The organism is Sorangium sp. So ce295 (assembly GCF_051527405.1).
Taxonomy (GTDB): domain Bacteria; phylum Myxococcota_A; class Polyangia; order Polyangiales; family Polyangiaceae; genus Sorangium; species Sorangium cellulosum_B.
The window spans coordinates 187036-211773 of the sequence record NZ_CP150324.1; the positions used below are offsets into that span (position 1 = coordinate 187036).

Genomic DNA, 24738 nt, shown 5'->3' on the forward strand with positions numbered 1-24738 from the left:
GAAGGTGGCGTGAGCGCTGTGAGGCGGTGAGACGATAGGGGGTTGGCTCTGCGGCCCCCTCGGCTAGGCTCCGCCGCCGCATGATGCCGGAAGCTGCCCTCACGCTGGCCATCCTCGGGGCCACGATCGTCCTGTTCGTGAGCGATCGCCTGCGGCTCGACGTCGTGGCGATGATGTCCTTGCTCGCGCTCACCCTCTCCGGCGTCACCACGGTCTCGGACGCGCTCGCCGGGTTCAGCAACCCGGCCGTGCTCATGATAGCTGGCCTGTTCATCGTGGGGGCCGCGCTGACGGACACCGGCGTCGCCGACTGGCTGGGTCACCGCCTCGAGCGCGTCGCGGGAACGGGAGAGGCGAGGGTGATGGTGGTCGTGATGGGGGCGACGGCGCTCCTTTCCGCCTTCATGAGCTCCACAGGGACCGTGGCGATCCTCCTGCCGGTGGTGGGGACCCTCGCGTTGAAGCGTGGAATTGCGCCCGCGAGGCTCCTCATGCCCGTGGCGTTCGCCGCGCACCTCGGGAGCAACCTGACGCTCATCAGCACGCCGCCGAACCTCCTCGTGAGCGACGCCCTCCGTGAGGCGGGGCGCGAGCCATTCCGCTTCTTCAGCTTCATCGTCCCAGGCCTCGCCGTGCTCGTGATCGGCGTGGCCTACGTCGTGTCGTTCGGTCGTCGCCTGCTCCCTGGCAAGGCGGACGCGGCGGACGCGGGCGCGCCGCGCTCGCTCACGCTGAACGATCTCGCGATGGACTACGAGCTCGGCACGTCGCTGCGCGCCTTGCGCGTCACCGCGCGCTCGAAGCTCGCCGGCCTCACGCTCGGCGCCGCGAACCTCCGCGCCGACTTCGGCGTGACCGTGGTGGGGATCGCGCACGACGGGCCTCGTGGCCCGTTGGCCAAGCGCGTCGTTCCGCACGCGGTGTTCGTCGTGGGCGACGAGCTGCGCGTGCTCGGGAGCGACAGCAAGATCGCCGCGCTCGCGGAGCGCTTCGAGCTCGAAGCGCTCCCGGAGCGCCCCGTCTTCTCGTTGCCCGACGAAGAGTCCATGTGTGAGGTCGTGCTCCCGCGGCGCTCCCGGCTGGCGGGACAGACCCTGCGGGAAGCCAAGTTCCGCGATCGCTATCGCGCCAACGTGCTCGCGATCCGCCGAGGCGGAGGATCGCTGCCGGTGTTCCATGCGACGCCCGAGCTGCGCGATCTCAAGCTCCGCGCCGGCGATACGCTCCTCGTGAAAGGGCGGCAGAAGCACCTGAGGAACCTCCGCGACGAGCGGCGGGATCTCGTGCTCGTCGCCGAGCCCGACGCGCCGAGCGCCGTGCTCGTCGATCGCGGGCGCGCCCTTGCCGCCGTGGGGGTCACCCTGGGGATGCTCGTCATCATGGCGTTCGGGTGGCTGCCCAACGTGGTCGCCGTGCTGCTCGCCGCGGTCCTCCTGGTGCTCGCGCGGTGCGTGCGCCCGGCGGACGCCTACCGCGCCGTGAACTGGGAGAGCGTCGTGCTCATCGCGGGGATGATCCCCGTCTCCACGGCGCTGGAGCGCACCGAGGCGATGGGGGCCGCCGTGTCCGCGGTCGAGCAGCTCCTCACGGGGGCGCGGCCCACGGTGGTCCTCGGTCTGCTCGTCCTCTTCACCTCGGCCATCGGGATGGTCCTCTCCAACACCACGACGGCCTTGCTCGTGGCCCCCCTCGCGGTCCGTCTGGCCGAGGCGCTGGGCCTCGCGCCAGAGCCCCTGCTCATCGGCGTCGCGTTCGCGTCTTCCGCGGCGTTCGCCACGCCGATCGCTTCTCCGGTGAACGTCCTGGTGATCGCGCCGGGCGGCTATCGCTTCAACGATTTCACGCGCGTGGGGCTGCCGCTGCAGCTCCTGGTGCTCGCGACCACCGTCATCGTCGTCCCGCTCGTCTGGGGCTTCTGACCGCGGGAGGCGCCGCTTCAGGCCGCCCGGCGGCGCCCCGGGCGCGGGACGCGGCCCTCAAGGCTCCTTCTTCTTCCACTTCTTCTTTTTTGGCGGCGGCAGCTTCGTCTTTCGATATCCTCGGCGCGATCGTCCTCTGGACCATCGCCGGCGAGCCATTCATCCATGCCTGATCCCGTCATCCGCAATCCGATCCTGCCGGGCTTCAACCCCGATCCGTCCATCGTCCGCGTCGGCGACGACTACTACGTCGCGACCTCGACCTTCGAGTGGTACCCCGGCGTGCAGATCCACCACTCGCGCGACCTCGTGCACTGGCGTCTGCTCTCGCGCCCGCTCAACCGCGCGAGCCAGTTGAACCTGCTCGGCGACGGCGATTCGTGCGGCGTCTGGGCGCCGTGCCTGACGTATGCGGATGGCCTGTTCTGGTTGATCTACACCGACGTGAAGCGCTACGGCCGGACCACCGTCGGTGGGGCGTCCGGCGCGTCGATGCGCGACTTCCACAACTACCTGGTGACCAGCCCCACCATCGACGGCGAGTGGTCGGAGCCCGTTCATCTCAACTCGAGCGGCTTCGACCCCTCGCTGTTCCACGACGACGACGGCCGCAAGTACCTGAGCAACATGCTGTGGGACCACCGGCCCGGCCGCGCTCGCTTTGCCGGCATCGTGCTCCAGGAGTACTCGCACGCCGAGCGCAAGCTCATCGGGCCTGTCACGAACATCTTCAAAGGCACGTCGATCGGCTACACCGAAGGTTCGCACATCTACAAGCGCGGCGGCTTCTACTACCTGATCACCGCCGAGGGCGGCACGTACCAGGGCCACGCCGTCACCATGGCGCGCTCCCGTGACCTCACGGGCCCGTACGAGCTGCACCCCGAGACGTACATCCTGACCTCGCGCGCTCGCGCCGACGTCGCGCTGCAGCGCGCGGGCCACGCTGACCTTTGCGAGACGCCGTCGGGCGACGTGTACATGGTCCACCTGTGCAGCCGTCCCATCCCGAACCGCGGGCGCTCGACGCTCGGCCGCGAGACCGCGATCCAGAGGATGGTCTGGTCGGACGACGGCTGGCTTCGCACGGCCGATGGTGAAGGTGTCCCGCGCGTCGAGGTCCCAGCCCCCGGCCTGCCCGCGCATCCGTTCCCCGCCCGAGCCGCGCGCGAGGACTTCGATTCACCGCAGCTGCCGATCGACTTCCAGTGGCTGCGCTCGCCCTACCCCGACGAGCTGTTCAGCCTCACCGCACGTCCCGGTCATCTCCGGCTCTATGGCCGCGAGACGCTCGGCAGCCTGTTCCGCCAGTCGCTCGTCGCGCGTCGCCAGCAGGCGCACTGCTACACGGCGGTCACGTCGGTCGACTTCGCGCCCGAGCGTTATCAGCAGATGGCCGGGCTCATCTGCTACTACAACGCGAGCAAGTTCCATTACCTGCACATCTCGCACGAGGAGACGGTCGGGCGCTATCTCCGGATCATGTCGGCGATTCCGGATGGGGTCATGGCGGACGCCTTCACCGCACCCGTCCCCATCCCGGGCACCGCGCCCGTGCACCTGCGCGCCGAGCTCGACCACGACCGGCTCTACTTCGCCTACAGCCTCAACGGCGCGGACTGGAGCTGGTTCCCGGAGCACCTGGACGCCAGCATCCTCTCGGACGAGGCCTCTGCGCCCGGCCTTCCCAACTTCACCGGTGCGTTCGTCGGCATGGCGTGCCAGGACATGTCGGGTGCCGGGCGCCCAGCCGATTTCGACTACTTCGAGTACCGCGAGCGCGAGTACGTGATCGACCCCAGGCGCCCGTAGCGTCACTTTGCAGCCCGTCAGGGGTGTGAGCAGGCCGGGGCCCTCAAGGCTCCTTCTTCTTCTTCCACTTCTTCTTCTTCTTGGGCGGCGGGAGCTTCGTCTTGTTCGGGTCCTTGGGCGCCCACGGAACACGCGTGTCGATCGGCAGGATGTCCTCGTGCGGCAGGGCGCGCTCGCCCTCGCGCTTCACCGCGAACGACGCCGAGACCACGTTGATCCTGTGCGCCCCGATATCGGACAGATCACCCTTGGCGCGGAGCCCGACAGGGATGCAGAACCTCCTCTTTCGCTCTTCTTCATCCATGTCGCCCGCCGGCGGCGCCCCGTCGCCCGGGCCGCGCAGCTGGCCGAGCCGACTCGGATCCTCCATCGCCAGCTGGAGCTGCTCGAGCACCTCCTCGGCGCACACGAGCTCCGCCTTGGGCTTCTTCTTGCTGCCGGACGGATACTGCACCTTGGACTGGACCTTGACCGTCACGGTCACCGGCTGCCGGTCAGGCCCCATCTGCAGCGCGCTCCCCGCGAGCGCGCCCTTGGCCCCGTCCACGATGCGATCCCACGTGGGGCCGTCCCCGGCCGACGCGCTCACCAGCCGGACGCCGAGGACCTGGCCGTCGGCGCCGAGCTTGACCTCGAAGGTGGCCCGCGCGTCGAGGGGCGCGGCCGAGGAGCGGACCATGTCCGCCAGGGTGCTCGCCACAGCGCCCGCGGCGGGGACGCTGATCCCCACGCTCTTGTCCTTGCTGTGCAGCGTCTCGTTCAGCACCGTGCCCGCGATCGCCGGATCCACGGGGCGAGCGCGCGGGGCGGCCGTCGGGGCGGCGCGCGGCGCGTCGGGGCCGGGGAGCACGCCGGGCACGCTCCAGAGGGGCGTCCCGAGCCCTGGCGCGAGCGCGACGCCCCCGCCCTCGGCGGGCGGTGCCCCGCCGTACTCGTCGCCGGGCGGCGCCGTCGCCGGGGCTCCCGGGGCCTCTGCGGCGGGCGCCGGGGCCTCGGCGGAGGGCGCGGATGCGCCGGGAGCCTCGACGGCGGGCGCGGGGGCCTCGGCCGCAGGCCGGGCGGCGGCTCCGGCGGCGGGCGGCGCGGTCTCCGGCGGCGCGGTCTTCGGCTCGGCGGCGGGGGCGGCCGGCGCCGGCCTAGCGCGCTCCACCGAGGCGACCTTGGCCGCTGCAGCGCCCGGCGCGGGCGCCTGCGCCTTCTCGGCCGGCGCGGCCTTGCCGATCTCGCCGGCCGCCTCCGGCTCGCTCCCGGCCGGCGCCGTGGTTGCGGCCTGGGGCGCCGGTGGTTCCAGCTCGAAATCGATGCCATCCACGATCGCGGACGGCTCGGAAGGGCCCTCCGGAGGCCGCTCCGGCCTCGGCGCGGCGAGGATCGCGGCGTGCGCCGCGACCGCCATGGCCAGGGCCACGGCATCGCGCCCCCGCAGGGAGATGCTCACCGCCTCCTCGTGCCAAGGCAAGCGCGCATCGACCAGTTCTAGCACGCCCCCCGGCGCGCGGACCTGCATCCCCGGGGGTCCCCTGCCCACCGGCGCGAAAAGCACGATCGCGGCGCTGCGATCGCGATCGCGCCGCGCGGCCGGGGAGGCCGGTGTTTCGCTCCCCTCGTGTCGCTGCGTTGCGAATCGCGTGCCGGCGTGCGGTATCAGAGCACAGGCGTGCCCGGCGCGGCGTCCTCGACCGTGACGGTGCGGACTCGCCCCTCGACCTCGGCGGTCAGCAGCATGCCTTCGGACACGAGCCCTTTGCCGAAGTCGCGCGGCGGCAGGTTGCAGATGACGACGACCCGCTTGCCGACCAGCTCTTCCGGGGCGTAGCTCGCCGCGATGCCCGAGATGATGCGCCGAGGAGCGCCGTCGCCGGTGTCGACGCGCAGATCGAGCAGCCGGTCTTTCTTCTTCACGCGCTCAGCGCTCGTGACCACGCCGATCCTGAGATCCAGCCGGGCGAAATCGTCGAACGCCACAGGGCTCTTGCCCTGGCGCGCCGGCGGGGCGGCCACCTCGGCGCCGCCGCTCGCCGCGGGCGCGGCCTTCGCATCGGCCTTCCCCGGCTCAACGTCCGGTCGCGGCGGGGCGAACCGGGCGAGCAGCTCGGCTTCTTTCTCCTTCTCGAGGCGCGGGAAGATGGGCGAGCCCCTGCGGAGCTTCTCGCCCGGCGCTCGCGAGGGGAGCGCCATCGGCCAGCGATCGCTGCCCTCCTCGAACGCGATCGGCGGCAGCCCGAGCTGCTCGCGCATCCTGCCCGCCACGACCGGCATCACGGGGGAGATCATCACGCTGATCGCCTCGAGCTGCTCGATCAAGGTCGCGATGATCGTCCCGAGGCGCGCCGGGTCCGTCTTCTTGGCCACCCACGGAGCGGCCTTGTCGATGTAGAGGTTCGCCGCGGCGATCACCGTCCAGATCGCGTCGAGCGCGCGCGTCGGCTGGTTCGCGTCGAACGCCGTCGCCGCGGCCGCCGCGGCCTGCCGCTGCGCCCCGGCGAGCTCCTCCTCGAGCGGGCCAGAGGCCCCCTTCGCGGGCACCTCCTCGGCGAACGGGAGCACGCGATTCAGCAGGTTGCCGAGCGCGTTGCCGAGCTCCGAGCCATACCGCGACAGCACGTCCTGGAGGCTGAAGTCGCCGTCCTGACCGAACGAGATCGCGCGCATCAGGCAATACCGCACCACGTCCACCCCGACGTCCGCCGCGCCGGGGCTGCCGGGCAGGGCCGCCGCGGCCGCCTCGGAGAGGGCGGACGCCACCTCGACGGGGCTGATGGTGTTGCGGAGCGTCTTCGACATCTTCTGCCCGCTGTACGTGAGGAACCCGTGGGCGAAGACCTGGCGCGGCAGCTCCGCCTCGCCGTAGCCGGCCGAGAGCAGGAACGCAGGCCAGTAGACGGCGTGGAAGCGCAGGATGTCCTTGCCGACGAGGTGCACGTCCGCGGGCCAGAAGCGCGTGTTGTCCTCCGGCTCCCGGAGGGCGGTCATGTAGTTCGCCAGCGCGTCGAACCAGACGTACATGACGTGCTTCGGGTCGTCGGGGACGGGGATGCCCCACTCGAACGTGGTGCGGGAGACCGACAGATCCTGGAGCCCCTCGCGCACGAAGCTCACCACCTCGTTCAGGCGGCTCGCCGGCTGCACGAAGGTCGGGTTGCGCTTGTAATAATCGAGCAGCGCGTCTCCGTACCTGGACAGGCGGAAGAAGTAGCTCTCTTCCTTGACGCTCTCGGCGGGCTTCTTGTGCAGCGGGCAGACGTTCCCGGGCTGCTCCAGGTCCTTCTCGGTATAGTAGGCCTCGCACCCGACGCAGTAGAGCCCCTCGTAGTGGCCGAGGTAGATGTCCCCGCGCGCCTTGATCCGGCTCCAGAGCTCCTGCACGGCCTTCTTGTGGCGCGGCTCGCTCGTGCGGATGAAGTCGTCGGGAGCGCAGCCGAGCTTCGGCCACGTGGCGCGGAAGACGGCGGCGATCTCGTCGGCGTGCGCGCCCGGCGCGACGCCGCGCGCCTCGGCGGCGCGCTGGATCTTGAGGCCGTGCTCGTCCGTGCCGGTGAGCATGCGGCTCTCGTGGCCGCGCAGCCGGTGGTAGCGGCACAGCACATCCGCGGCGATCGTCGTGTAGGCGGTGCCGAGGTGCGGGACGTCGTTGATGTAATAGATGGGCGTCGTGACGTAGAAGCGGCTCGCCATGGCAACGCCCTCTTAGCATGGGGCGCTCTCCCGCGGCGAGCCGGCGCGGCGCCGATCAGAGCAGCGCGTCCTCGGGGAGCTCGGCCTGGTGCAGGACTCCATCCGTGAACACCTGGCCGTCGATCTCGTAATAGAGCCGGAGCTGCACCCTGCGCGCGTCCGGCCGCGGTGACACCGAGCCCGGCGTCGCGGTGGATCCCTGGAAAATCTTGCCGGCGAAGCTGAACTGCTGGTTCGGGCCCCACCCGGTATACGAAAGCGGGATCGTCTCGGCGTGGACGAGCGCGTCGTGGCCGTCGAACACGTGGACATCGATCCATGCGCTGGCGCCCCACGCCGAATGGCTGACCCACGCGTCGAGGTCCAGGTGAATCTGGATGTCTGTCCCCGCGATCGGCCCCTGCGCGGGCCTCGGGAACGCGTAGACCTTCGAGACCCGAAAGGCCCGGACGTTCGTGATGTCGGGGCGCCGCTGCGCCCCCGCGCGGTAGAGGACCGGCTGCGCCGGGATCCGCGGCGGCGGGCCGCCCACGTCGAACCAGTAGTTGTCGCCGAAGCGCGTGTCCCACGCCTCGCACCGGCGGCTGGTCTGAGAGAAACCGTGGAACCAGATCTCCGCCTGGGTCGCGTCGTCGGGCACCGAGATCTCCAGGGCCGCGGGCCTGTGCGCGACGACGTGCCCGGGCGGGTTCCCCGGGGCCCGCACCTCCTCGACGACGCTCCCTTGCACGATCGCGCCCCGCGGGTGAAAGCGGACGTAGGCGGTGATTTCGCCGATCTCGGCGCCGCGCCACGTCGCGAAGCAGCGCGACAGGCGGCTGAGCTCATACTCGATCCTGAGCTTCCCCCCGCGCTCGATCGGACCCTGCTGCGCGTGCTGCCAGTCAGGCAGGAACTGGAGAACAGCGGTCGTTGCCATCGGGACCCTCCTTGCATGGACGCGTAGCCAGGAACGGGCAGCCGATGCAAGCGGGACGACGTTTCGGCCGGCTTGAAGGCCGATCGCGCGTCGGCTGATCGCGCGGGTGCTGTTTGAGGGGGGCGTGACGGCGGATCGCAGCTCCTCGGGCGGCATGGACCCGGACCGGGCCCAGCTGTCAAGCCCCGGGCCTGGGGTGATCGGCGACGGGTCGTCGACGTCGATCATGAGTTTGTCTGGCCGCGTAGCGCCGCGGGCAGCGACAGGAGCGGGGCGCGGCCTCGCTCCCGCGGGGATGCGCGGGCCTCGCCGGGGTCAGGGCGTGTAGACCTCGGCGCTCGGCAGACTTCCGGAGTATACTCCGCCTGTGACCAGTACCTTGCCGTTCCCGAGCAGGAGCGCTGTATGGCTGTTTCGTGCCTGGTTCATCGAGCCGGTGGGGGCCGAAGTCGTTCCTGTCGAATTCACGAGCCAGGCTGTCGCCACCTGAGACGTCCCCGTATAGCCTCCAGCGATCAACACCCTGCCGTCCGCGAGCCGCGTCGCCGTGTGGTAGGCGCGGATACCGATGGACGGTCCGGCTGACCAGCTGTTCGTCGCCGGATGATACAGCTCGGTGCTCGACAGATAGTTGTGGCCGTTGGCACCTCCGGCGATCAGCACGTCGCCATTGTTCAGCAACGTCGCCGTGTGATACCAACGCGGGACGCTCATGCTGCCCGCGGGCGACCAGCTGTCGGTCGCCGGATGATAGAGCATGGCCCTGGCCAACAGCGTCCCGTTGCCGTTACCGCCCGTGACCAGCACGTCGCCGCTCGTGAGCCGCGTCGCGGTATGCTTGCCGAGGGTGGCGCCGTCCGGCGCGGCAGGCGACCAGGTATTGTTCGCCGGATCGTAAAGCGCGACTGGGGCAGTGAGAGCGTCGAGCAGGAACCCACCCACGACCAGCACCTTGCCGTTCAGGAGCAGCGTGGCCGAGTGTCCGACTCGGGCGGCGTGCGGCGATGCCGCGGGCGACCATGAATTGGTCGTCGGATCGTACACCTCGGCGGCGTTGGACGCGGACGTCCCGTGGCCTCCCACGACCAGCACCTTGCCGTTCGGGAGCCGCGTCATCGTGTGCTCATCTCGCCCAGTTGCCATGGGAGGGGCCGCTGTCCAGGTATTGGTTACCCGATCGTACAGCTCGGCGCGGTTGGCCGCTGGCGCATGGCCACCCCCCGTCACCAGCACCCTGCCGTTGCCGAGCGCGATCGCTGCGTGCTCGGCTCGAGCGTCATTCATCGGCGTGACCATCGTCCATGTCGTGGCAGCCCACGTCGTGGTCGGATCGGCATAGAGCTCTGCGCTGGACAGGTACACGTTCGTGAAGATTCCAAACCCCAGGCCGCCCGCGAGGAGCACCTTGCCGTTCCCGAGCCGCGTCGCGGTGTGCCCGCTGCGCTCGTCGCTCATCGCTGGAACCGAGGTCCACGCATCGGCCGCCGGATTGTAGAGGGCGGCGGTCGCGGTCGATGTGATGCCGGTGGCCCCTCCTGTCACGAGCACGTCGCCATTGTAGAGCAGCGTCGCAGTGTGTCCGGTGCGGGGGGCAGCCATCGGAGCGGCCGCCGTCCACGAGGGTGCTGCCGGATCGAAGATCTCGGCGCTCGCGAGCTTGTTGGAGGAGGGGTTGTAGCCGCCCGTGACGAGCACCTTGCCGCTCGCGAGCCGAGCCGCGGCGTGTTGATTGCGGGGCGTGCTCATCGATCCAGCCGACGACCACGCGCCGGTGCTCGGATCGTAGAGCTCCGCGCTCGAGAGGTAGGAGCCGTTGCGCCCGCCCGCGACGAGCACCTTGCCGCTCGTGAGCAACGTCGCGGTGTGCTCGCCACGGCCCTGGGTCATCGGTGCGGCCGCCGACCAGGTGTCGGTCGCGGGATTATAAATCTCGGCGCTGGCCACGTAGGTGTTGCCGGCGGTGAGCCCGCCGGTCACCAGCACCGTGCCATCGTTGAGCAGCGTCGCGGTATGCCCCTCGCGCGAAGCGGCCATCGGCGCGGCCGTCGACCAGGTGTTCGTGCTCGGGTCGTAGAGCTCGGCGCTCGCGACTGGCGCGTTCGAGGCCCCGTTTCCGCCCGCGATGAGCACCCTGTGGTCGTTCAGCCGTGTCGCCGTGTGGTAGCGGCGGGCGGCGGCCACCGATCCGGCGGATGACCAGGTGTTCGTGCTCGGGCTGTAGAGCTCGGCGCTCGCCAGGAGAGCGCCGTTGTACCCGCCCACGACGAGCACGTCGCCGTGCTGGAGCAGCGTTGCAGAGTGCCCGTGGCGCGCGGTGCTCATCGCGCCGGCCGGCGCCCACACGGGGTCGACCAGCGCGGGCTCGCCGCCCGCGTCCGCCCAGAGCTCGATGGTCGCCCCGCGCACCGCGAGGCGCGCGGCGATCGGGCGACCGCCGCGCGCGAACGCGGCCGGCGCCGTCACGCGCAGCCGCGGCGCGCCGAACTCGTCGACGACCTCGACGGCGTCGCCCTGCTGCCTCAGGGTCGCGCCCGCGACCTCCCACGCGGCCGCGGGAGCGCCCGCGCGCGCGACGCCCGCGTCGAGCAGCAGCCACTCCTCGTAGCCTTCCTCGATCGCCGACCAGAACGACGTGCCGCCTTCGCGCCGGAACGCCACCGCCTGCTCGGCGATAACGCCCTCGCCCTCGGCGCCGATCTCGCGCACACGCGCCTCGAAGCCGCCGGGCAGATGGAACCGGATCTCCCCCTCGCCGCGCGCCGGCAGCGCGGCGTGCAGCCCGCCGCGTCGCTGGAGCGAGGCCTCGATCTCGCCGTCGCCGGCCAATCCGACGGTCGAGGCGAGCGCGAAGCCGCGGTCGACCGCGACGAATGCCTCGCCGCCCCCGAGGATCTGCAGCGCGTGGTCGGGGAAGCGAAGCCGGAGCTCGTCGCCCGCGGGCGGCTCGGGGCCCAGCGCGCAGCCGGCGCCGCCCGTGGACAGCACCCCGCAGAAGAGCAAGGTAGACAAGATGAACAGCCAGCGCTGGAACGGGGAATCGAAACGCATCATGGCGCTCCTCCTTGAGTCATCGGTTTCCAGAGACCGCGGTCTCGGGGCGGAAAGGGAAAGAGAACCTCGGCGGCGTGTGGGGCTAAGAAATCCAAACGCGATGCTGCCTGCATGCATGCTGCCACGTCGCAGGGTCATGGGGCCACCCCATCGCAGGGTTATGGCGCCAGGGGGGAGACGACGTGATCGGTCTCGACCATGCCCGAGACCGCGAAGCGTGTCGATGTCTCCGGAGCCGGGCGCGCAGCGACCGGCGACGTCGCTCGCGGAGAGGGTTTTCCGGCGTGACATGTCACGGTGCAAGCGCGCCGATCGAGCCCGCGCGCACGTGCGCGTGTACCGACTCCGGCAGCTCCGCGACCAGCGCTAGCCGCCGGCTCACCCTGCTCGGCGTCCGGCCGAATCGCTTGCTCAGCTCCTCGCCGCTGAGGCCGAATCGCTCCCGCAGCTCGCGCAGAAACCAGCCCGTGACCGTGCTGGTCATCAATCTCTGAACCCGCAGGCTGGCTGCTTCCATCCGCGAGGTGGACGAGCTCGTGCTCTCGGCGCGAGCGCCTGCCGGGCCGGCTCCAGCAGCGCTCGAGGTAGGACGCTCAGGGGGTGAGATCGATCAGCGATTGGGTGCCTACGGCTTCCGGGGGCGTCGGCGCGGTCGCTGGAGGGCTCGGGGAGCACGGCGGTCCCGAGGCCGATGAAGACGAGGGAGACCGCTCAGGAGTTTGCCCTGAGCGCGGCGAACTCGCCTGGATCGTGGATGGTGGGGGGATTGGTCCCGCCACCGATGAAGTCTTCCGTCCGGTCGTACATGCCGAAGTGGGTCACCGGCGCCGAACCGCCCTTTGCCGGGAAACCATCCGGGCCTGCCTTGACCCCGAGGGCGTTCATCAGGCTGCAGAAGTACTTGTTGATCGGCGCGTTGGCGAGCGACGGATCGGTCCCCGTCTCCTGGGAGATCGCGTCGACCCGGTCCGACGTGCCGTCGGCACACGTGATCTCGCTGTTGCCGGTCGTGAGATCGGGCGAGCCGTCATCGACGTTCACGGCCCAGCCGGTCTTGAAATAGCCGCCGGCGCTGCCGGCCTGGATGATCGGCAGGTTGTTGAGGTTGCGGGCGCAGCCGTCCGACGCGTCCTGGAACCAGACGGCCGCGCAGCTGTCGAGGAGCGTCCCGTCGCCCTCGTCGATACGGTTCAGCTGCCCGACGAGGTGGGCGAACTTCCTCGCATAGTAGTCGTCGATCGTGAGGATCATGTCGATCACACCGGGGACGCAGGTGCCCGTCATGCCCGCGTGGTCCAGGCGACTCGCGAGACCGGCGGCCTCTTGCGTCAGGCCGAGCCCCTTGAAGCTGTAAGCCGCGGGGTACTTCAGGAAGATGACGGGGTTCGCGTTGCACGCCGCCGCGAGCACGGCGAGGTTCGAATAGAGGTCGGCTCCGTCCAGGCTGTCCGAGATTCGCTGCGTCAGCTTCTCGGAGTACGAGACCGTGCTCGTCAGGTCGATGTTTTCTTGCGTCACGCCGAGCGCCGTGGCGAGGGACGTGTTGCACTGCGAAGGGACCACAACGTTTCCTGTCGCGTGGAGGAGCTCCTTCCAGGCTGCGAGCTTCTGCTTGTCGGAACGGCTCATGTCGAACCGCTCGAGCGTCTGCAGATCCTCCCTCACGATGTCGAGGACGCTCTTGCCGCGCATCGCCGCGTAGGTGTCCGGAGACGTCGGCTTCCCCGCCTCGAAGAGGCCCGTGAGGCTGCTGAAGGCCTGCTGCGCGTCGAGGCCCTTGAAGAGGGTCTCGGCGGCGGAGTAGGAGATCGCCGACTGAGAGTTGTCATTCCCACCGATCGTGTTCATGAGCAACGGAGTTCCTTGCGGGCTGAGCTGCCGTGCGATGACGTGGTCCAGCGAGGGACCGGTCGGCAAGGCGTAGAACTTCGTCGCCGTGTTGAAGCTGAACGGGTCGTTGCTGTTGGGAGTGACCGGGTGGCAAGTGAAGTACGACCCGTTCACCTGCGTGTTTTCATCGTTCCCCTGCCCCCGAACCATCGTCGCGGTCCACTCGTTCATCGCGCGGATGCCTCGGGGCATGAGGAGCTTGTCGACGTAAGGCGCGAGGTGCTTGAGCGTCGTCGACTCGAGGTCCGCGGCGGTGAGCGGGCCGTGGGACTTCTTCGGGAACCACCGCGTCGTGATGCAGCCATAGTGCGTGTACATCACGATCAGCCGCTTCGGTGGTGTGGCCGGCTGCGCCATCACGGAGCGGTCGAGGATCGAGCCGAGGAACGGCGCTGCGACGCAAGCTCCGCCCAGCCCCCGGAGGAAAATTCTTCGGCTCACGCGCTTTGTCATGGTCGTATTTTTCCTGCCTCAATAGATATGGCGCACGGCTGACACCCGGAACGCCCTCCGGACGCCCGCGTTCGCCACGTCTCCGTCAGCCCTACAATGCCCGCGGACTCGTGAGCCTATTGGGATTTCGCTCGGCCGGGAGCGTTCTTCGCGCGGAAGGATGCCCCGCGCGTCACGGGCGACAGCGACGCCGGGAAAGAGCTCGTCGCGCGGCGGGGGGCGGCGGTAACTGGCGGCCATCGCGACGCTTCGCTGCTTGCGATGCTAGGTTGAGAGCATGACGATGAGGTCGAATCGCGCCCTGTTTGCGGTTGCCGTCTCTGCGTTGCTGGGCGCATGCGGTGGGGAAACAGCGCCCTCCAGCCCGGAGGCGGGCGGGACGACGGGCTCGCCCGCCGGCGGTACGGGGACAGGCGGCGTGGACGCGAGCGGCAGCGCGGCGGGGACGGGCGGCGCGGGCGCGAGCAGCAGCGCGACCGGGGGTGGCGTGGACGCGAGCAGCAACGCGACCGGGGGAGGGACGGGTGGCGCGGGCGCGAGCAGCAGCGCGACCGGGGGAGGGACGGGCGGCGCGGGGCCTGTGCAGCTCACGGGAGCCGTCGAGAAGGGGCCGTTCGTGGTCGGCTCGTCGGTGGTGATCTCGGTCCTCGGTCATGACCTGACCCCGACGGGACAGACGTTCATCACGGCGACGGGCGACGACCTTGGACATTTTGAAGTGGCTCTCGCTCACCCCGGTCCGGTCTCGATCGTGAGCGAAGGGTTCTATTACAACGAGGTCACCGGCCGCCTCTCGGGCGCCCCGCTGACGCTGCGCGCGCTGTTCGACGTTGCCGGCGATGCGCCGGAGCAGACCGCGTACGTCAACCTGATCACGCACCTCGGCTACGAGCGGGCCAGGCGGCTCGCCGAGGGCAGCGGGGATCTCGCGGCTGCGGTCGAGCAGGCAGAGGGTGAGCTCCGCGCAGCGCTCGGCATCGGCCCGGCAGGTTTCGACCCCCACGCGGGCGGCGTCGAGATGAACGCTCTCGGGGGCGACGGCGACGCCAATGCGTACCTCCTCGCCGTCGGCGCCGTGGTGCTCGAGGCTGCCCTCCTCGAGGCGGGTGAGCACGGCTCTGTCGACGCGACGATGCAGGAGCTCGTGAATCAGCTCTCGCTCGATCTGGCGAGCGACGGCGCGCTCGACCCCGCGCTCGTCGCGGAGCTCGCCGGCGCGGCCTCGGCGCTGGATCGCTATGAAGTGAAGGATCTCCTGGGCGAGCGGCTCGAGGAGCTGGGCTCGACCGCCGAGGTGCCGGACATCGACAGGTTCTTCGACGAGGATGGGGACGGTGTCTACGACGCCGAGGATACCTGTCGCCTCGTCCCGAACCCGAGCCAATCGCCGCTGAACGCGGTCTGCTCGGTCAAGAAGGTCCGCGTCTCCGAGCCCCTCGAGGGCGGCAGCCTGACCGAGATCTTCGTCCGCGACGCCGATCAGGACGGCCGCGCCGACGTCCTCCTCGGCAATGTCGGCGGGGGCTCGGGCGAGGGGCTGGGCGTGATGCGCGGCAAGGGGACGGGGCGGCTGGAAGAGCCCGTCTGGGCGCTGCCGCCCAGGGATTACTACGCCGCGGCGGTCGTCGCCGACTTCAACGAGGATGGCGATCCCGACGTTGCGGCGGAGGTGTGGGGCCTGTCGCTCGCCGTGGGAGGGCCGGGAGCGACGTTTCTGCCCGCGGTCGAGATCGATCCGGCGAGCGCGCTCTGTCTGGCGACCGCGGATTTCAACGGGGATGGGCATCAAGATCTCGCATCCGGCGGTGCTTCGGACGTGACCATTTTCCTGGGGGACGGCGCGGGCGGGTTCGTGGCGGCAGCGACGGTGCCCGCCGACTCTCCGGTTGCGCTCGCCGTGGGGGACTTCGACGCCGACGGCAACGAGGATCTGGCGGCGGCTCACTGGGACCAGAGGAAGGTCAGCGTCTGGCTCGGAGACGGGGCGGGGGGCCTCGATTCACCGACCGCCTTCGCGATGCCTTCCAAGGCGTCGTCGGTGTCCGTCGGGGACTTCGACGGCAATGGCGACCAGGACCTGGTCGTGGCCATGCTCGACGGGAGGCTGCGCGTGCTCGTCGGCGACGGCGCGGGCGGCTTCACCCAGGGGCCCGAGCACCAGGTGTCGGCGAATCACCATGCCAGGACCGCGATGGCCGACTTCACCGGTGACGGGAGAGACGATGTCGTCGCGAACTGGGCCATGGACGGCGTGATCCACCTGGTCGTCAGCGAGGGGACGGCGTTCGGCGAAGATCACACCTTCGACGAGGCGAACAGCCGGGAGGGCCTGTCTCTCGGTGTCGGCGACCTCAACGGGGACGAAAGGCCCGACATCGTGTACGACGACGGCGAAGCCGTGACCATGCTGGTCATCAATCTCTGAAGCCGCAGGCTGGCTGCTTCCCTCCGCGAGGCCGACGAGCTCGTGCTCTCCGCTGGCCGGGACGCCGTGTAGGACGAAGGCAGCGGGGAGCGTCGACTTCGTGCTCGGCGGTGAGCTCGATCCGGCGCCGCGCCGCCGGTCGCCCTTGCGATCCGTCCACGCTCCGAAAAGCGTGTCCGGTTTGATCGTTCCTTCATCGCCGGGCCGAAGGGGCTGTCTTCACGCCGTCGCCTGCGGGGCGTAGCATGCGGTTGGGCGCGTCGACTCCGGGGGCAGTCTGCCCTCGAGCGCTGCGCCGCGACGTCACCCAACCCGCATCGAGAGGTCTCATGAGTTCTCCGACCGCCCAGCCCGCCGAGAGCTACAACCCCTACGAAGCACCCAGGGCAGACGCGCCCGCGGCGCTGCAACCGGAGGAGCGCTCGCGGTTGCGGCTCGCGAGCGGCGGCCGGCGGTTCGCGAACCTCATCGTCGACTACATGGGATCGATGCTGTTCACGTTCCTCGCGGGCGCGATCTTGGGGCTCCTCGGCGGCGCCGAGGTGTTCGAGCAGGTCAACGATACGTTGCTCGGTCTCGTGATGATGTTCGCGTACTATGTCTCGATGGAGGCGATCTTCGGCGCCACGCTGGGCAAGCTCGTCACGGGCACGCGGGTCGTGATGGAGGACGGCAGCCGCGCAGGCCTCGGTCGGATCGCGATCCGGACCCTGTGCCGGTTCATCCCCTTCGAAGCGTTCACGTTCCTGAAGCGGGGCGACGCGCCCGTGGGCCTGCACGACGGGCTGTCGAAGACCCGCGTCATCCTCGTGCGCGGCGCTGACGACGCACGTTGAGAGGCGGTGCGCCGAGCTCCTGTGGGACCGCCTCGCGACGGGGCAGGTCAGGGGAGGGCCTGCTCGCGAAGGCGAGCGAGAGAACGAGAACACTGGAGGGCCATGGCGCCGAACCCGAGAAAGCAGACACCCACGTCAGACCAGCTCCGGAGGTCGAGGGCTTCGACGCGCACAAGCAAGAGGTACGCGAAGGCGAGGTTGGCCAGCGCCCAGGCCACGTTCACCGCCGGCGGCGACAACCCCTTGAACGGCGGTGATGCGAACGGGGTCTGCAACGGCTGGCCGGACACGCCGGCGATCAGGTGGGGGAGCGCATTGGCGAGGAACGCCCCACCGAAGAAGTACGCGAAATAGACATACCATGGCATGGTGATCTCCTCGAGCTGTTCGAGCGGAGACGGCTCTCGCACCAAGAAGTAGGTTGGGCGGCTTTCCCACGCAAGGAAGAAGGCAGGGCCGCCTTCTTCGTGTCCGGCTCGACGGGGCCGGGGCAGAGCGGGTCGGGGTCGCTGCCATCGTCAGGGAGCGGCTCCTCGACGCCCGTGTCCGACCCGGAGGGCACCGGCTGGCACGCGAGGCCAGCGCTCATGAACAAGAGAAACGGGAGTAAGCCTCTTCGCATGCCGTAGCAGTAACAGATGGTACCTTCGGAGAGAGGCAGTGGCAAGGATGCGACCGGGGCGATCTGTGAACGGCGTTCACAGATCTTCGTCGCCGCGGGTGGATTGTCCGTCGCGCCGGCGAGGGTCACCTTGCGGCGCGTGACGGGGCCTCTTGCCGGTCCCGCAGAGGAGCAACACCATGCATGCCGTAGGAGTCCACCGCTACCTTCCCATCGAGCACCCCGAGAGCCTGCTCGATCTCCAGCTGCCGGAGCCGGCGCCGAGGCCGCGCGATCTGCGCGTGCGGGTGTGCGCGGTGGCCGTGAACCCGGTCGACGTGAAGGTCCGCGCGCCGAAGCCCCGGGTCGAGAACCCGCCGCGCGTCCTCGGCTGGGACGCCGCCGGCATCGTCGAGTCGGTCGGCGCGGACGTCACCGTGTTTCGGCCGGGAGACAAGGTCTATTACGCCGGCAGCATCGCGCGGCCGGGCAGCAACGCGGAGGTGCACCTCGTCGACGAGCGCATCGCCGCGCCGATGCCGCGGTCGCTCGGGTTCGCCGACGCGGCGGCGCTGCCGCTCACCTCGCTGACCGCGTGGGAGGGGCTCTTCGAGCGCCTCGGCGTCGACCCCGAGGGGCGCGACGCGGGGAGCGCCGTGCTCGTCCTCGGCGGCGCCGGCGGCGTGGGCTCGATGGTGGTGCAGCTCGCCAAGGCCGCAGGGCTGCGGGTCGTCGCGACCGCCTCGCGCGAGGAGAGCCGGGCGTGGGCGCGCTCCCTCGGCGCGGACGTCCTCGTCGACCACCGGGCGCCGCTCCGTCCGCAGCTCGAGGCCGCGGGGATACAGCACGTGGAGCTCATCTTCAACACGCAGAGCACCGAGGCGTGGTGGGACACGATGGCGGATCTCGTGGCGCCGCGCGGGCGCATCGTGGGGATCGTCGAGGCGAAGGCGCCCCTCGATCTCGGGAAGCTCATGTCGAAGAGCGCGACCTTCGCGTGGGAGCTCATGTTCACGCGGTCCCTCTACGAGACCGCGGACATGGCCGCGCAGCGGGCGATCCTCACGCGCGTGGCGGCGTGGGTCGACGAGGGGCGGGTCCGCACGACGCGCCGCGAGCACTTCGGCCGGATCAGCGCGGCGAACCTGCGCGCCGCGCACGCCCGCATCGAGTCGGGGCAGGCGGTGGGCAAGCTGGTGCTGGAGGGGTGGGGCTGACGGCGAGGCGCGCCGGGCCGCTGGCTCACCTGCCACAGGGTGTCACGTGACACCCTCGTGGCGATGTGTCACCCGCGGCGCTCCTGGCCAGCGGCGCGTGCAGGCGCCCGAGGGCGCGGCGCGAGCACCTCCGCGCAGCGGAGGCGGGCGGCGCGCGGCCGAGACGAGGCTCAATCTTCGCGGTTCGGCGCGAGTTCGCCTCTGGCCTGCCGGTTGCTGAGGTCCCTGCGCGAGCGAGCCGTCGAGATGAATCGACGGCAGCGCCACCCCAGGAGAACTCGCCATGATGTTCGAACGACATGTGCTCATTCGCCGGACCTTGATCGCCGCTGCCCTCGCGTTGCCCATCGGCGCCGCGATCGCCGCGAGCGCGCCGAACGACGCGGTGGCCGGCTGCCAGATCACGGTGCGCGTGCACAACTCCGGCAGTCGGCCGTTCACGGTCGACTGGGACGAGAGCAAGGTGAAGGTGTCCGGCGGCACGTGGGACAAGCTCGCGAAGACCTCGTCCGAGTCGGTCGGCGCCGGTCAGACGAAATCGGTCGTCTATGGGGCGCTCTTCAACTGCGGAGCGAATCGCCGGTATCAGATCCACACGACCCGGGGCGGCGACGAGGAGACGACCTACTTCCCGGGCGTCAGCGCCTGGACGACGGACCAGTCGCCCACGATCAACATCTCGATGTGACGCTGCCACGAGCGCGGTCCGGGCCTCTCGCGCCGTGGGTCGACGTCAGCGGGCGAGGAGCGCGATCGCGTCCTGGATCCCGGCGTGGGTCAGCCGTACGCGGACGTCGACGCGGGCCGCGCCGGATCCGAGCACCTCGGAGGTGACGGCGAGCGGGACGGCGACCCCGCCGCGCGCCGGCAGCGCCGCGAGCGCGGCGAGATCCCTGGCGGCCTCGTCCAGCGCCTCGGGCGTGTCGCCGTTCGCCGCGAGCAGCGTCAAGCCGACCAGCGAGAAGAGCCCGCCGGCCAGCGTCCCGCGCCTCCGCAGCACGTCCATGTCCGGCGCCGCGCCGAGCGTGCCCTCGTCGCGCGCCGGATCCACCGCGACGCGCAGCCGAGCCACCAGGGCGGCGTCGTCCTCGCTGGTCCCGAGCCACGTCCGCTGGCCGGCGGGGACGACATAGAGGTGGGTCGTGTGCGCGGGCGGGGCGTCCTTCGTGAGCGGCTTGGAGCGGAGCTCGACGTGGAGCGTCCCCGCGGGCAGCGAGGCTGGCGCGCGGACGATCGCGTGCGTCGTGCTCTGCTTGTCCTCGTCGTCCTTCTTCGGCTTGCCCGCGGCCTGAGCGGTGTTTCCGTCCTTCGGCGCGCTCCGCTTGAACCTGTCGAGCTCATCGCCGCGCTGGAGGAGCTCCTTCACCCCGGAGATCCAGGTCTGCGCCGGCTCCTCGACCGAGGCCAGCACCCACCCCTGGAGCGCGAGGCGCGCCGCCTTTCGCGCGCGCGGCGCGCCCTTGTCGCGCTGGTAGGCCGCGAGCGCCTTCTCCGCTGCCGCGCCGTTCGCGCCCGCGCCGACGACGAGGGGGCCGCCCGTGAGGGCCAGGGTCTCGAGGCGAGCGAGGACCTGATCGAGCCGCGTCCCGTCGTAGCCGTCGTCGATCATGTCGTCGCGCAGCGCCTTGAAGACGGCCTCCCGCAGCGGGGTGAGCTCGGCGCGCGACGCGCCCTGCGTGTGGAAGGCGACCGCCGTGTCGGCCGGGAGGCGGAAGAACGCCGGCGGCGGCGCGGCGTCCTGCGCGGCGGCCGGCGCGAGGGCCAGCGTGAGGGGCGAGCGCCGGCCCGCGAAGCGCAGCGTGAGGCCGACCTCGATGTCCGCGCGGCCCCACGTGAGGTCGACGTTCAACCGCTCGATGTCGCGCAGGAACCCCGCGGCGAGCTCCTCGCCCAGCGCCCCGGCGCGGCCGTCGTCCTCGTCCGCTTCGTCCGCGGCGCTCGCCTCCTCCACGGCCTGGCGGAGGGTCCGATCCGAGAGCTCGATCCGCGCGTCCGCGTCGAGCGGCTCCCGGGCCACGACCTGGACGAGGTAGGCCGCGGCGGCCTCGATGTCCTCCACGTCCTCGCCGCAGAGCAGGCGCGCGCCGTCCCGCCGCTCGCCCGGATCGAAGGCGCAGGCCCAGGGCGGCGCCTCCTCGTCGGGATCGGCGTCACGCGCGCGCTCGACGCGCAACAGGCCCGGGTGCTCCTCGAGCTCCTTGAGCACGAAGCGATCGGCCAGCCGCGGCACCTCCTGCTCCGCGACCGACAGGGAGGCAACGGCGTGAGCGCCCGTGGTGCCCAGGAAGGCGACGTCGATCGGCCTGTCGAGATCGACGATCCCGGCGAGGTCCGGGCCCACCGCTCCCTCGAGCACGCGCGTGGGTTCCGTCGAGCCCATGGTGAACATGAGCGCGCTGCTCGGCACGAGCTGCGCGGCGTTCGCCCAGGTCCGCTTCGGATGGGCGATCCTCAGCACGAAGGTGAGCTCTGCCGGCGCGCTCGCGGGCTGCGCCGCCACGACCGCGGGCGCGGCGACGGCGGGGCGCGGCGCCGCGGGCAGCGGCGCGACGGGAGCGCGCTGGGGGGCCGGGGGGCCGGCGCACGCGGTGGCGAGGGCGATCGGGAGGAGGGCGGCGCGCTTCATGGAGGCGCCGATCGTCGCGCTCGAACCGGGCCCCTGGCAAGCGGGGTGTCACTTCGGGAGCTTCATCACCGTACCTGCGGCGCTGTTCGTCCAGTAGACGCTTGTCGCGTCCACGGTGATGCCCAGCGGATGATCTTGCCCCGTCGCGAGCGTCTCGGGATCGCCGCCTCCGATGGGCACCTTCTTCACGGTGCCGTCGTCGTTCGTCCAGTAGACGCTCTCGGCGTCGATCGCGAGCTTCCGCGGGTTGCGCTGCCCCTCCGCGAGCGCGAAGGGGGGGCCGCCCTCGAGCGGAGCCTTCATCACGGTGCCTCCGTCATTGGTCCAGTAGACGGCGGCGGCGTCCACGGCGATGTCCTGCGGCTTGACCTGCCCGTCCGCGATCGCGCTGGGGGCGCCGCCCGCGACAGGCACCTTCATCACCGTGCCTCCTTCGTTCACCCAGTAGACGTGGGTCGCGTCGACCGCGATGCCGAGCGGCGAGTCTTGCCCCTCCGCGAGCGCGACCGGGGCGCCGCCCGCGACGGGCACCTTCATGACGGTGCCCTGGTCGGCGCTCGTCCAGTAGACGTTCTCGGCGTCGACCGCGATGCCCATGGGGTATGTCTGTCCGTCCGCGAGGACCGTGGAATCGCCCTCGTACGTCGCCATCATGATGATCTCGAGGCCTGAGTCGGTGAAATAGATCTGGCTGGAGGGGTCGAGCGTGATGCTCTGGGGGGCGAAGGGGGGGTCTCCCATGAAGAGGAACTCCGCATTGCCGCCGCGGACAGGCACCGTCATCACCTGTCGAGCGACGGGATCGACCCAGTACGCCGTGGTGTCGTCGACCACGATGTCCGTCGGCTCGACGCCGCCCGACGCCAGGAGGAGGGGCTGGCAGCGCGACGCCACGCACGGCGCTCCCAGGCAATAATGGCCGCAAGCGCCGCAGTGCTCCGGATCGGAGGTCCTGTCCGCGCAGGCGCCGCCGCAGAAGGACAGGCCATCCTGGCAGCCGGGCGCGTCGTCGCCTCCGGTCCCCGCCGCGGCCACGGCGACGCCTCCGCCCCCGCCGGAGGTCCCCGAGCTCGCGGCGTCGGAGCTCCCAGGAGCGAAGTCCCGAGCTTCGGGGCTGCACGCGGACAAAGCAAGCACACTCATCAGCAGGAAGCGGTTCATGGCGCGTAGTGTACACGGAACGCGGGAGCACGTCGGCAAGCCTCCCTCGGAGCGCTCGTGCTGTTCGCTGCTGTCGGGCGCTGTCGTATCAGCGGGCCAGCGCGACGAGCGACTCGGGCATGCCGAGGTCGACAAGGGCCCGCCGCACGAGGGAGAAGAGCTCGAGTTAGACGCGATCGAACGCCCCCTCGAGCGGCGTCGCGGCTTTCCTCAGCGCGCCGGCGTCATGCCCGTGTCGTCGAGCGCCGGCCAGGCTGGCCGGAGCGGGAGGACGAGCGCATCGAACGGCGCGGGCAGCGATACGGAGGTCGCCGCATGCAAGCAGAACTCCCGGCCGGGTCCGAGCACCATCTGGCGCATCCACAGGCCGGCGCTCGCTTGCTCCAGGATCGGCGTGAGCCGGGCGAACAGCTCACCGTAGGACACGCCGTCGGGCTTGCCGAACCAGTGGGCGTAGCCGGGCGCGTTCAGCGCAACCCCGCCCCGCAGGCGATACAGGCCCCCGGCCCCGCCGCCGGCGAGCGCGGCCGCCGCGTCGTGCGGCGCCGACCGGCTGGCGGAGACCGCGGCCTCGTTCAACGCGCCGAGCGCACCGAAATCCTGCACGAGGTACCAGTCCTCGTAGACGTCGCCGCCGCCGGCCGCCCACGGGGCCCCGGAGAGCCCGACGCTGAACGACCGGAGAAAGCCCGGCGCGGGCGCTCGGGCGAGCGCCGCGTGGAAGGCGCGCTGCCGGCGCTCGTACTCGCCCGCGGCGGCCTGCGGTTGCCTCCAGTGCCAGAACACGTAGGCCAACATGGACTCGCTGTTTCCTTCCGCGGGATAACTCACGTCTTCTCCGATGCCGGATGCTTCATGTTCATGGTAACACCGCCGGCTTCGAGCTCATCCAGCATCTGGCAGAGGCGCTTCTCCCTGGTGTCCTGCCGCTTTGCTTGATTGATCCAACCGATATAATCGTTCTGCTGGTAGGCAGGGCGCGCCTTGTAAGCATTCATCAGGCCACGCTCGTTCAGCGCGGTCTTGACGAACTCGGGGATCGGGTGCCTGGGCCGTCTCAGGCCTGACGGGTCGGCGCTCATGGCTACCTCGTTATACCGATGCACGGCGTGGAGGTGAAGCGGAGGGCCGTGCCCCTCGCCGCTCGGGGCTCGCCCCGGGCGATCACGGGCTGGGCGCGGCCCTCGTGGTCGATGAAACTTTCATCGCCGTGGGGCGTCTCAGCTCCCCGGAGGTTCCGCCCGATGCCCAGACGTCGTGGTCTCTTCCTTGCGTTCTCCCTTCTTTGTCCGGCGCTGCTCTCCGCCGGGTGTGCCCAGCCGATCGACGCTCCGGACGCGACCGCGTACGTGCTGCTCGATCCCGCGGCGCGCGCTCGCTGGACCGTGGCCAGCGACGGCTGGCAAGGCGCGCCGATCCTGCCGGTCGCCCTCGACGTGGAAGAGACGGCCGTGCTGCGCGGCCCGGAGGGCGCGCAGCGGATCGCGCTGCGCGGGGGCATGCTCGCGCACGTCCGCGGCGTCGAGGGCGAGATCCGATGGCTCGCGCTGGGGGAGGAGGCGCGGGACGACCGCCTGACGCTGCACGCGAGCAAAGCGGCCGCGGCGGCGCTCGCGGCGCTCGTCGGCGGCGAGATCTCCCCGCGCCGCGACGGCATGTGGACGCTCACAGCGCCGGATCTGCTGGAGCGTGGCTCCTTCCTCGATCCGCCCGAGGGCGTGTTCGAGGCCCTGCCGGACGCGCAGCGCGATCCCGGCGATCCCGCCGCGTTCGCGCCCTCGGCGGCGCAGGACGCCCTGGACGCGCTCGCCGCGGTGCCTGCGGCCGCCAGAGGCGGCGCGCTGGAGCCTGGCAGCGCGGAGGCAGAGCTGGTCGGCCTCTACGCCGCGGGGCTGCGGACGCTCCTCCTGGACGCGTCCGGGGGCTTCACGCTCGAGGACCGCTGCACCGGGGAGGTGGTCGCGACCGGCGACTACTCGGCCGCGGGCGATCGCGTGACGCTGCGATCCGCGGGGGCGGCGCCGATCGTGCTGGGCCGGGATCGGGATAGGCTGATGCAGCTGGGCTGGGAGGCCTTCGCGCCACTCGCGCCCGAGCCCTCGGGGCGTGGCGAGGCGGAGAGCGGGCTGCTCGGGAACGGCGGTGAGGAGTGA

19 protein-coding genes are annotated in these 24738 nt (G+C 70.8%); 8 read left to right on the plus strand and 11 right to left on the minus strand.

Going from position 1 to position 24738, the window contains the following annotated elements:
* The first annotated feature begins 80 nt into the window (after positions 1 to 80).
* Both WMF11_RS00720 and WMF11_RS00725 read left to right on the plus strand, forming a co-directional pair.
* Positions 81 to 1919 (plus strand): SLC13 family permease, encoded by a 1839-nt coding sequence (locus WMF11_RS00720; protein WP_437976074.1) that lies wholly within the window; start codon positions 81 to 83, stop codon positions 1917 to 1919.
* A gap of 165 nt (positions 1920 to 2084) precedes the next feature.
* Positions 2085 to 3731 (plus strand): glycoside hydrolase family 43 protein, encoded by a 1647-nt coding sequence (locus WMF11_RS00725; RefSeq protein WP_437976075.1) that lies wholly within the window; start codon positions 2085 to 2087, stop codon positions 3729 to 3731.
* 43 nt (positions 3732 to 3774) lie between these two features.
* Here WMF11_RS00725 and WMF11_RS00730 read toward each other — a convergent pair whose 3' ends face one another.
* The 6 genes from WMF11_RS00730 to WMF11_RS00755 form a co-directional block, all read right to left on the minus strand.
* Positions 3775 to 5169, minus strand: a complete 1395-nt coding sequence (locus WMF11_RS00730; protein ID WP_437976076.1) for a hypothetical protein — start codon at positions 5167 to 5169, stop codon at positions 3775 to 3777.
* Between the two features lie 206 nt (positions 5170 to 5375).
* Positions 5376 to 7406 (minus strand): methionine--tRNA ligase, encoded by a 2031-nt coding sequence (gene metG / locus WMF11_RS00735; RefSeq protein ID WP_437976077.1) that lies wholly within the window; start codon positions 7404 to 7406, stop codon positions 5376 to 5378.
* 55 nt (positions 7407 to 7461) lie between these two features.
* Positions 7462 to 8325, minus strand: a complete 864-nt coding sequence (locus tag WMF11_RS00740; protein WP_437906478.1) for a DUF6209 family protein — start codon at positions 8323 to 8325, stop codon at positions 7462 to 7464.
* A 315-nt stretch (positions 8326 to 8640) separates the two neighbouring features.
* Positions 8641 to 11376, minus strand: coding sequence for a kelch repeat-containing protein (locus WMF11_RS00745; protein WP_437976078.1), 2736 nt, complete (start codon positions 11374 to 11376; stop codon positions 8641 to 8643).
* A 292-nt stretch (positions 11377 to 11668) separates the two neighbouring features.
* Entirely contained in the window at positions 11669 to 11860 is a 192-nt protein-coding gene (locus WMF11_RS00750; protein WP_437906480.1) for a hypothetical protein, read from the minus strand.
* A gap of 227 nt (positions 11861 to 12087) precedes the next feature.
* The gene (locus WMF11_RS00755; protein WP_437976079.1) at positions 12088 to 13707 is read right to left on the minus strand and encodes a DUF1552 domain-containing protein; all 1620 of its coding nucleotides are present in this window, start codon (positions 13705 to 13707) and stop codon (positions 12088 to 12090) included.
* Between the two features lie 295 nt (positions 13708 to 14002).
* On the opposite strand from WMF11_RS00755, the gene WMF11_RS00760 reads away from it, so the two are divergent.
* Positions 14003 to 16144, plus strand: a complete 2142-nt coding sequence (locus WMF11_RS00760; RefSeq protein WP_437976080.1) for an FG-GAP repeat domain-containing protein — start codon at positions 14003 to 14005, stop codon at positions 16142 to 16144.
* Positions 16145 to 16473: 329 nt separating this feature from the next.
* Complete coding sequence (locus WMF11_RS00765) at positions 16474 to 16980, plus strand: RDD family protein (RefSeq protein WP_437906483.1); 507 nt, start codon at positions 16474 to 16476, stop codon at positions 16978 to 16980.
* Between the two features lie 47 nt (positions 16981 to 17027).
* Here WMF11_RS00765 and WMF11_RS00770 read toward each other — a convergent pair whose 3' ends face one another.
* Complete coding sequence (locus WMF11_RS00770) at positions 17028 to 17390, minus strand: hypothetical protein (protein ID WP_437976081.1); 363 nt, start codon at positions 17388 to 17390, stop codon at positions 17028 to 17030.
* Between the two features lie 391 nt (positions 17391 to 17781).
* On the opposite strand from WMF11_RS00770, the gene WMF11_RS00775 reads away from it, so the two are divergent.
* Positions 17782 to 18798, plus strand: coding sequence for a zinc-binding alcohol dehydrogenase family protein (locus tag WMF11_RS00775; RefSeq protein WP_437976082.1), 1017 nt, complete (start codon positions 17782 to 17784; stop codon positions 18796 to 18798).
* Positions 18799 to 19081: 283 nt separating this feature from the next.
* Positions 19082 to 19486, plus strand: a complete 405-nt coding sequence (locus WMF11_RS00780; RefSeq protein ID WP_437906486.1) for a hypothetical protein — start codon at positions 19082 to 19084, stop codon at positions 19484 to 19486.
* A gap of 45 nt (positions 19487 to 19531) precedes the next feature.
* Here the strand turns inward: WMF11_RS00780 and WMF11_RS00785 are convergent, their stop codons facing one another.
* A complete protein-coding gene (locus WMF11_RS00785) occupies positions 19532 to 21178 on the minus strand; it encodes a hypothetical protein (protein ID WP_437976083.1) in 1647 nt (548 codons plus the stop codon).
* Here WMF11_RS00785 and WMF11_RS00790 point away from each other — a divergent pair.
* Positions 21177 to 21521, plus strand: a complete 345-nt coding sequence (locus WMF11_RS00790; protein WP_437976084.1) for a hypothetical protein — start codon at positions 21177 to 21179, stop codon at positions 21519 to 21521. The two genes, WMF11_RS00785 and WMF11_RS00790, sit on opposite strands and share 2 nt — an antisense overlap.
* Here the strand turns inward: WMF11_RS00790 and WMF11_RS00795 are convergent.
* The 3 genes from WMF11_RS00795 to WMF11_RS00805 all read right to left on the minus strand — a co-directional run bounded on the left by WMF11_RS00795 (position 21473) and on the right by WMF11_RS00805 (position 23667).
* Positions 21473 to 22585, minus strand: coding sequence for a hypothetical protein (locus WMF11_RS00795; RefSeq protein WP_437976085.1), 1113 nt, complete (start codon positions 22583 to 22585; stop codon positions 21473 to 21475). The two genes, WMF11_RS00790 and WMF11_RS00795, sit on opposite strands and share 49 nt — an antisense overlap.
* Positions 22586 to 22795: 210 nt before the next feature.
* The gene (locus tag WMF11_RS00800) at positions 22796 to 23416 is read right to left on the minus strand and encodes a hypothetical protein (RefSeq protein ID WP_437976086.1); all 621 of its coding nucleotides are present in this window, start codon (positions 23414 to 23416) and stop codon (positions 22796 to 22798) included.
* Entirely contained in the window at positions 23413 to 23667 is a 255-nt protein-coding gene (locus WMF11_RS00805) for a YdeI/OmpD-associated family protein (RefSeq protein WP_437976087.1), read from the minus strand. Before WMF11_RS00805 ends, WMF11_RS00800 begins: the two co-directional genes overlap by 4 nt.
* Positions 23668 to 23829: 162 nt before the next feature.
* Between WMF11_RS00805 and WMF11_RS00810 the strand changes: the two genes are divergently transcribed.
* On the plus strand, positions 23830 to 24738 hold the full coding sequence (locus tag WMF11_RS00810) for a hypothetical protein (RefSeq protein ID WP_437976088.1): 909 nt from the start codon (positions 23830 to 23832) through the stop codon (positions 24736 to 24738).

Coding starts and splice junctions, on each gene's coding strand:
- WMF11_RS00720 (WP_437976074.1), top strand. CDS start 81: ATGATGCCGGAAGCTGCCCTCACGCTGGCCATCCTCGGGGCCACGATC.
- WMF11_RS00725 (WP_437976075.1), top strand. CDS start 2,085: ATGCCTGATCCCGTCATCCGCAATCCGATCCTGCCGGGCTTCAACCCC.
- metG (WP_437976077.1), bottom strand. CDS start 7,406: ATGGCGAGCCGCTTCTACGTCACGACGCCCATCTATTACATCAACGAC.
- WMF11_RS00740 (WP_437906478.1), bottom strand. CDS start 8,325: ATGGCAACGACCGCTGTTCTCCAGTTCCTGCCTGACTGGCAGCACGCG.
- WMF11_RS00745 (WP_437976078.1), bottom strand. CDS start 11,376: ATGATGCGTTTCGATTCCCCGTTCCAGCGCTGGCTGTTCATCTTGTCT.
- WMF11_RS00750 (WP_437906480.1), bottom strand. CDS start 11,860: ATGACCAGCACGGTCACGGGCTGGTTTCTGCGCGAGCTGCGGGAGCGA.
- WMF11_RS00760 (WP_437976080.1), top strand. CDS start 14,003: ATGAGGTCGAATCGCGCCCTGTTTGCGGTTGCCGTCTCTGCGTTGCTG.
- WMF11_RS00765 (WP_437906483.1), top strand. CDS start 16,474: ATGAGTTCTCCGACCGCCCAGCCCGCCGAGAGCTACAACCCCTACGAA.
- WMF11_RS00775 (WP_437976082.1), top strand. CDS start 17,782: ATGCATGCCGTAGGAGTCCACCGCTACCTTCCCATCGAGCACCCCGAG.
- WMF11_RS00780 (WP_437906486.1), top strand. CDS start 19,082: ATGATGTTCGAACGACATGTGCTCATTCGCCGGACCTTGATCGCCGCT.
- WMF11_RS00790 (WP_437976084.1), top strand. CDS start 21,177: ATGGTGAACATGAGCGCGCTGCTCGGCACGAGCTGCGCGGCGTTCGCC.
- WMF11_RS00785 (WP_437976083.1), bottom strand. CDS start 21,178: ATGGGCTCGACGGAACCCACGCGCGTGCTCGAGGGAGCGGTGGGCCCG.
- WMF11_RS00795 (WP_437976085.1), bottom strand. CDS start 22,585: ATGAACCGCTTCCTGCTGATGAGTGTGCTTGCTTTGTCCGCGTGCAGC.
- WMF11_RS00805 (WP_437976087.1), bottom strand. CDS start 23,667: ATGAGCGCCGACCCGTCAGGCCTGAGACGGCCCAGGCACCCGATCCCC.
- WMF11_RS00810 (WP_437976088.1), top strand. CDS start 23,830: ATGCCCAGACGTCGTGGTCTCTTCCTTGCGTTCTCCCTTCTTTGTCCG.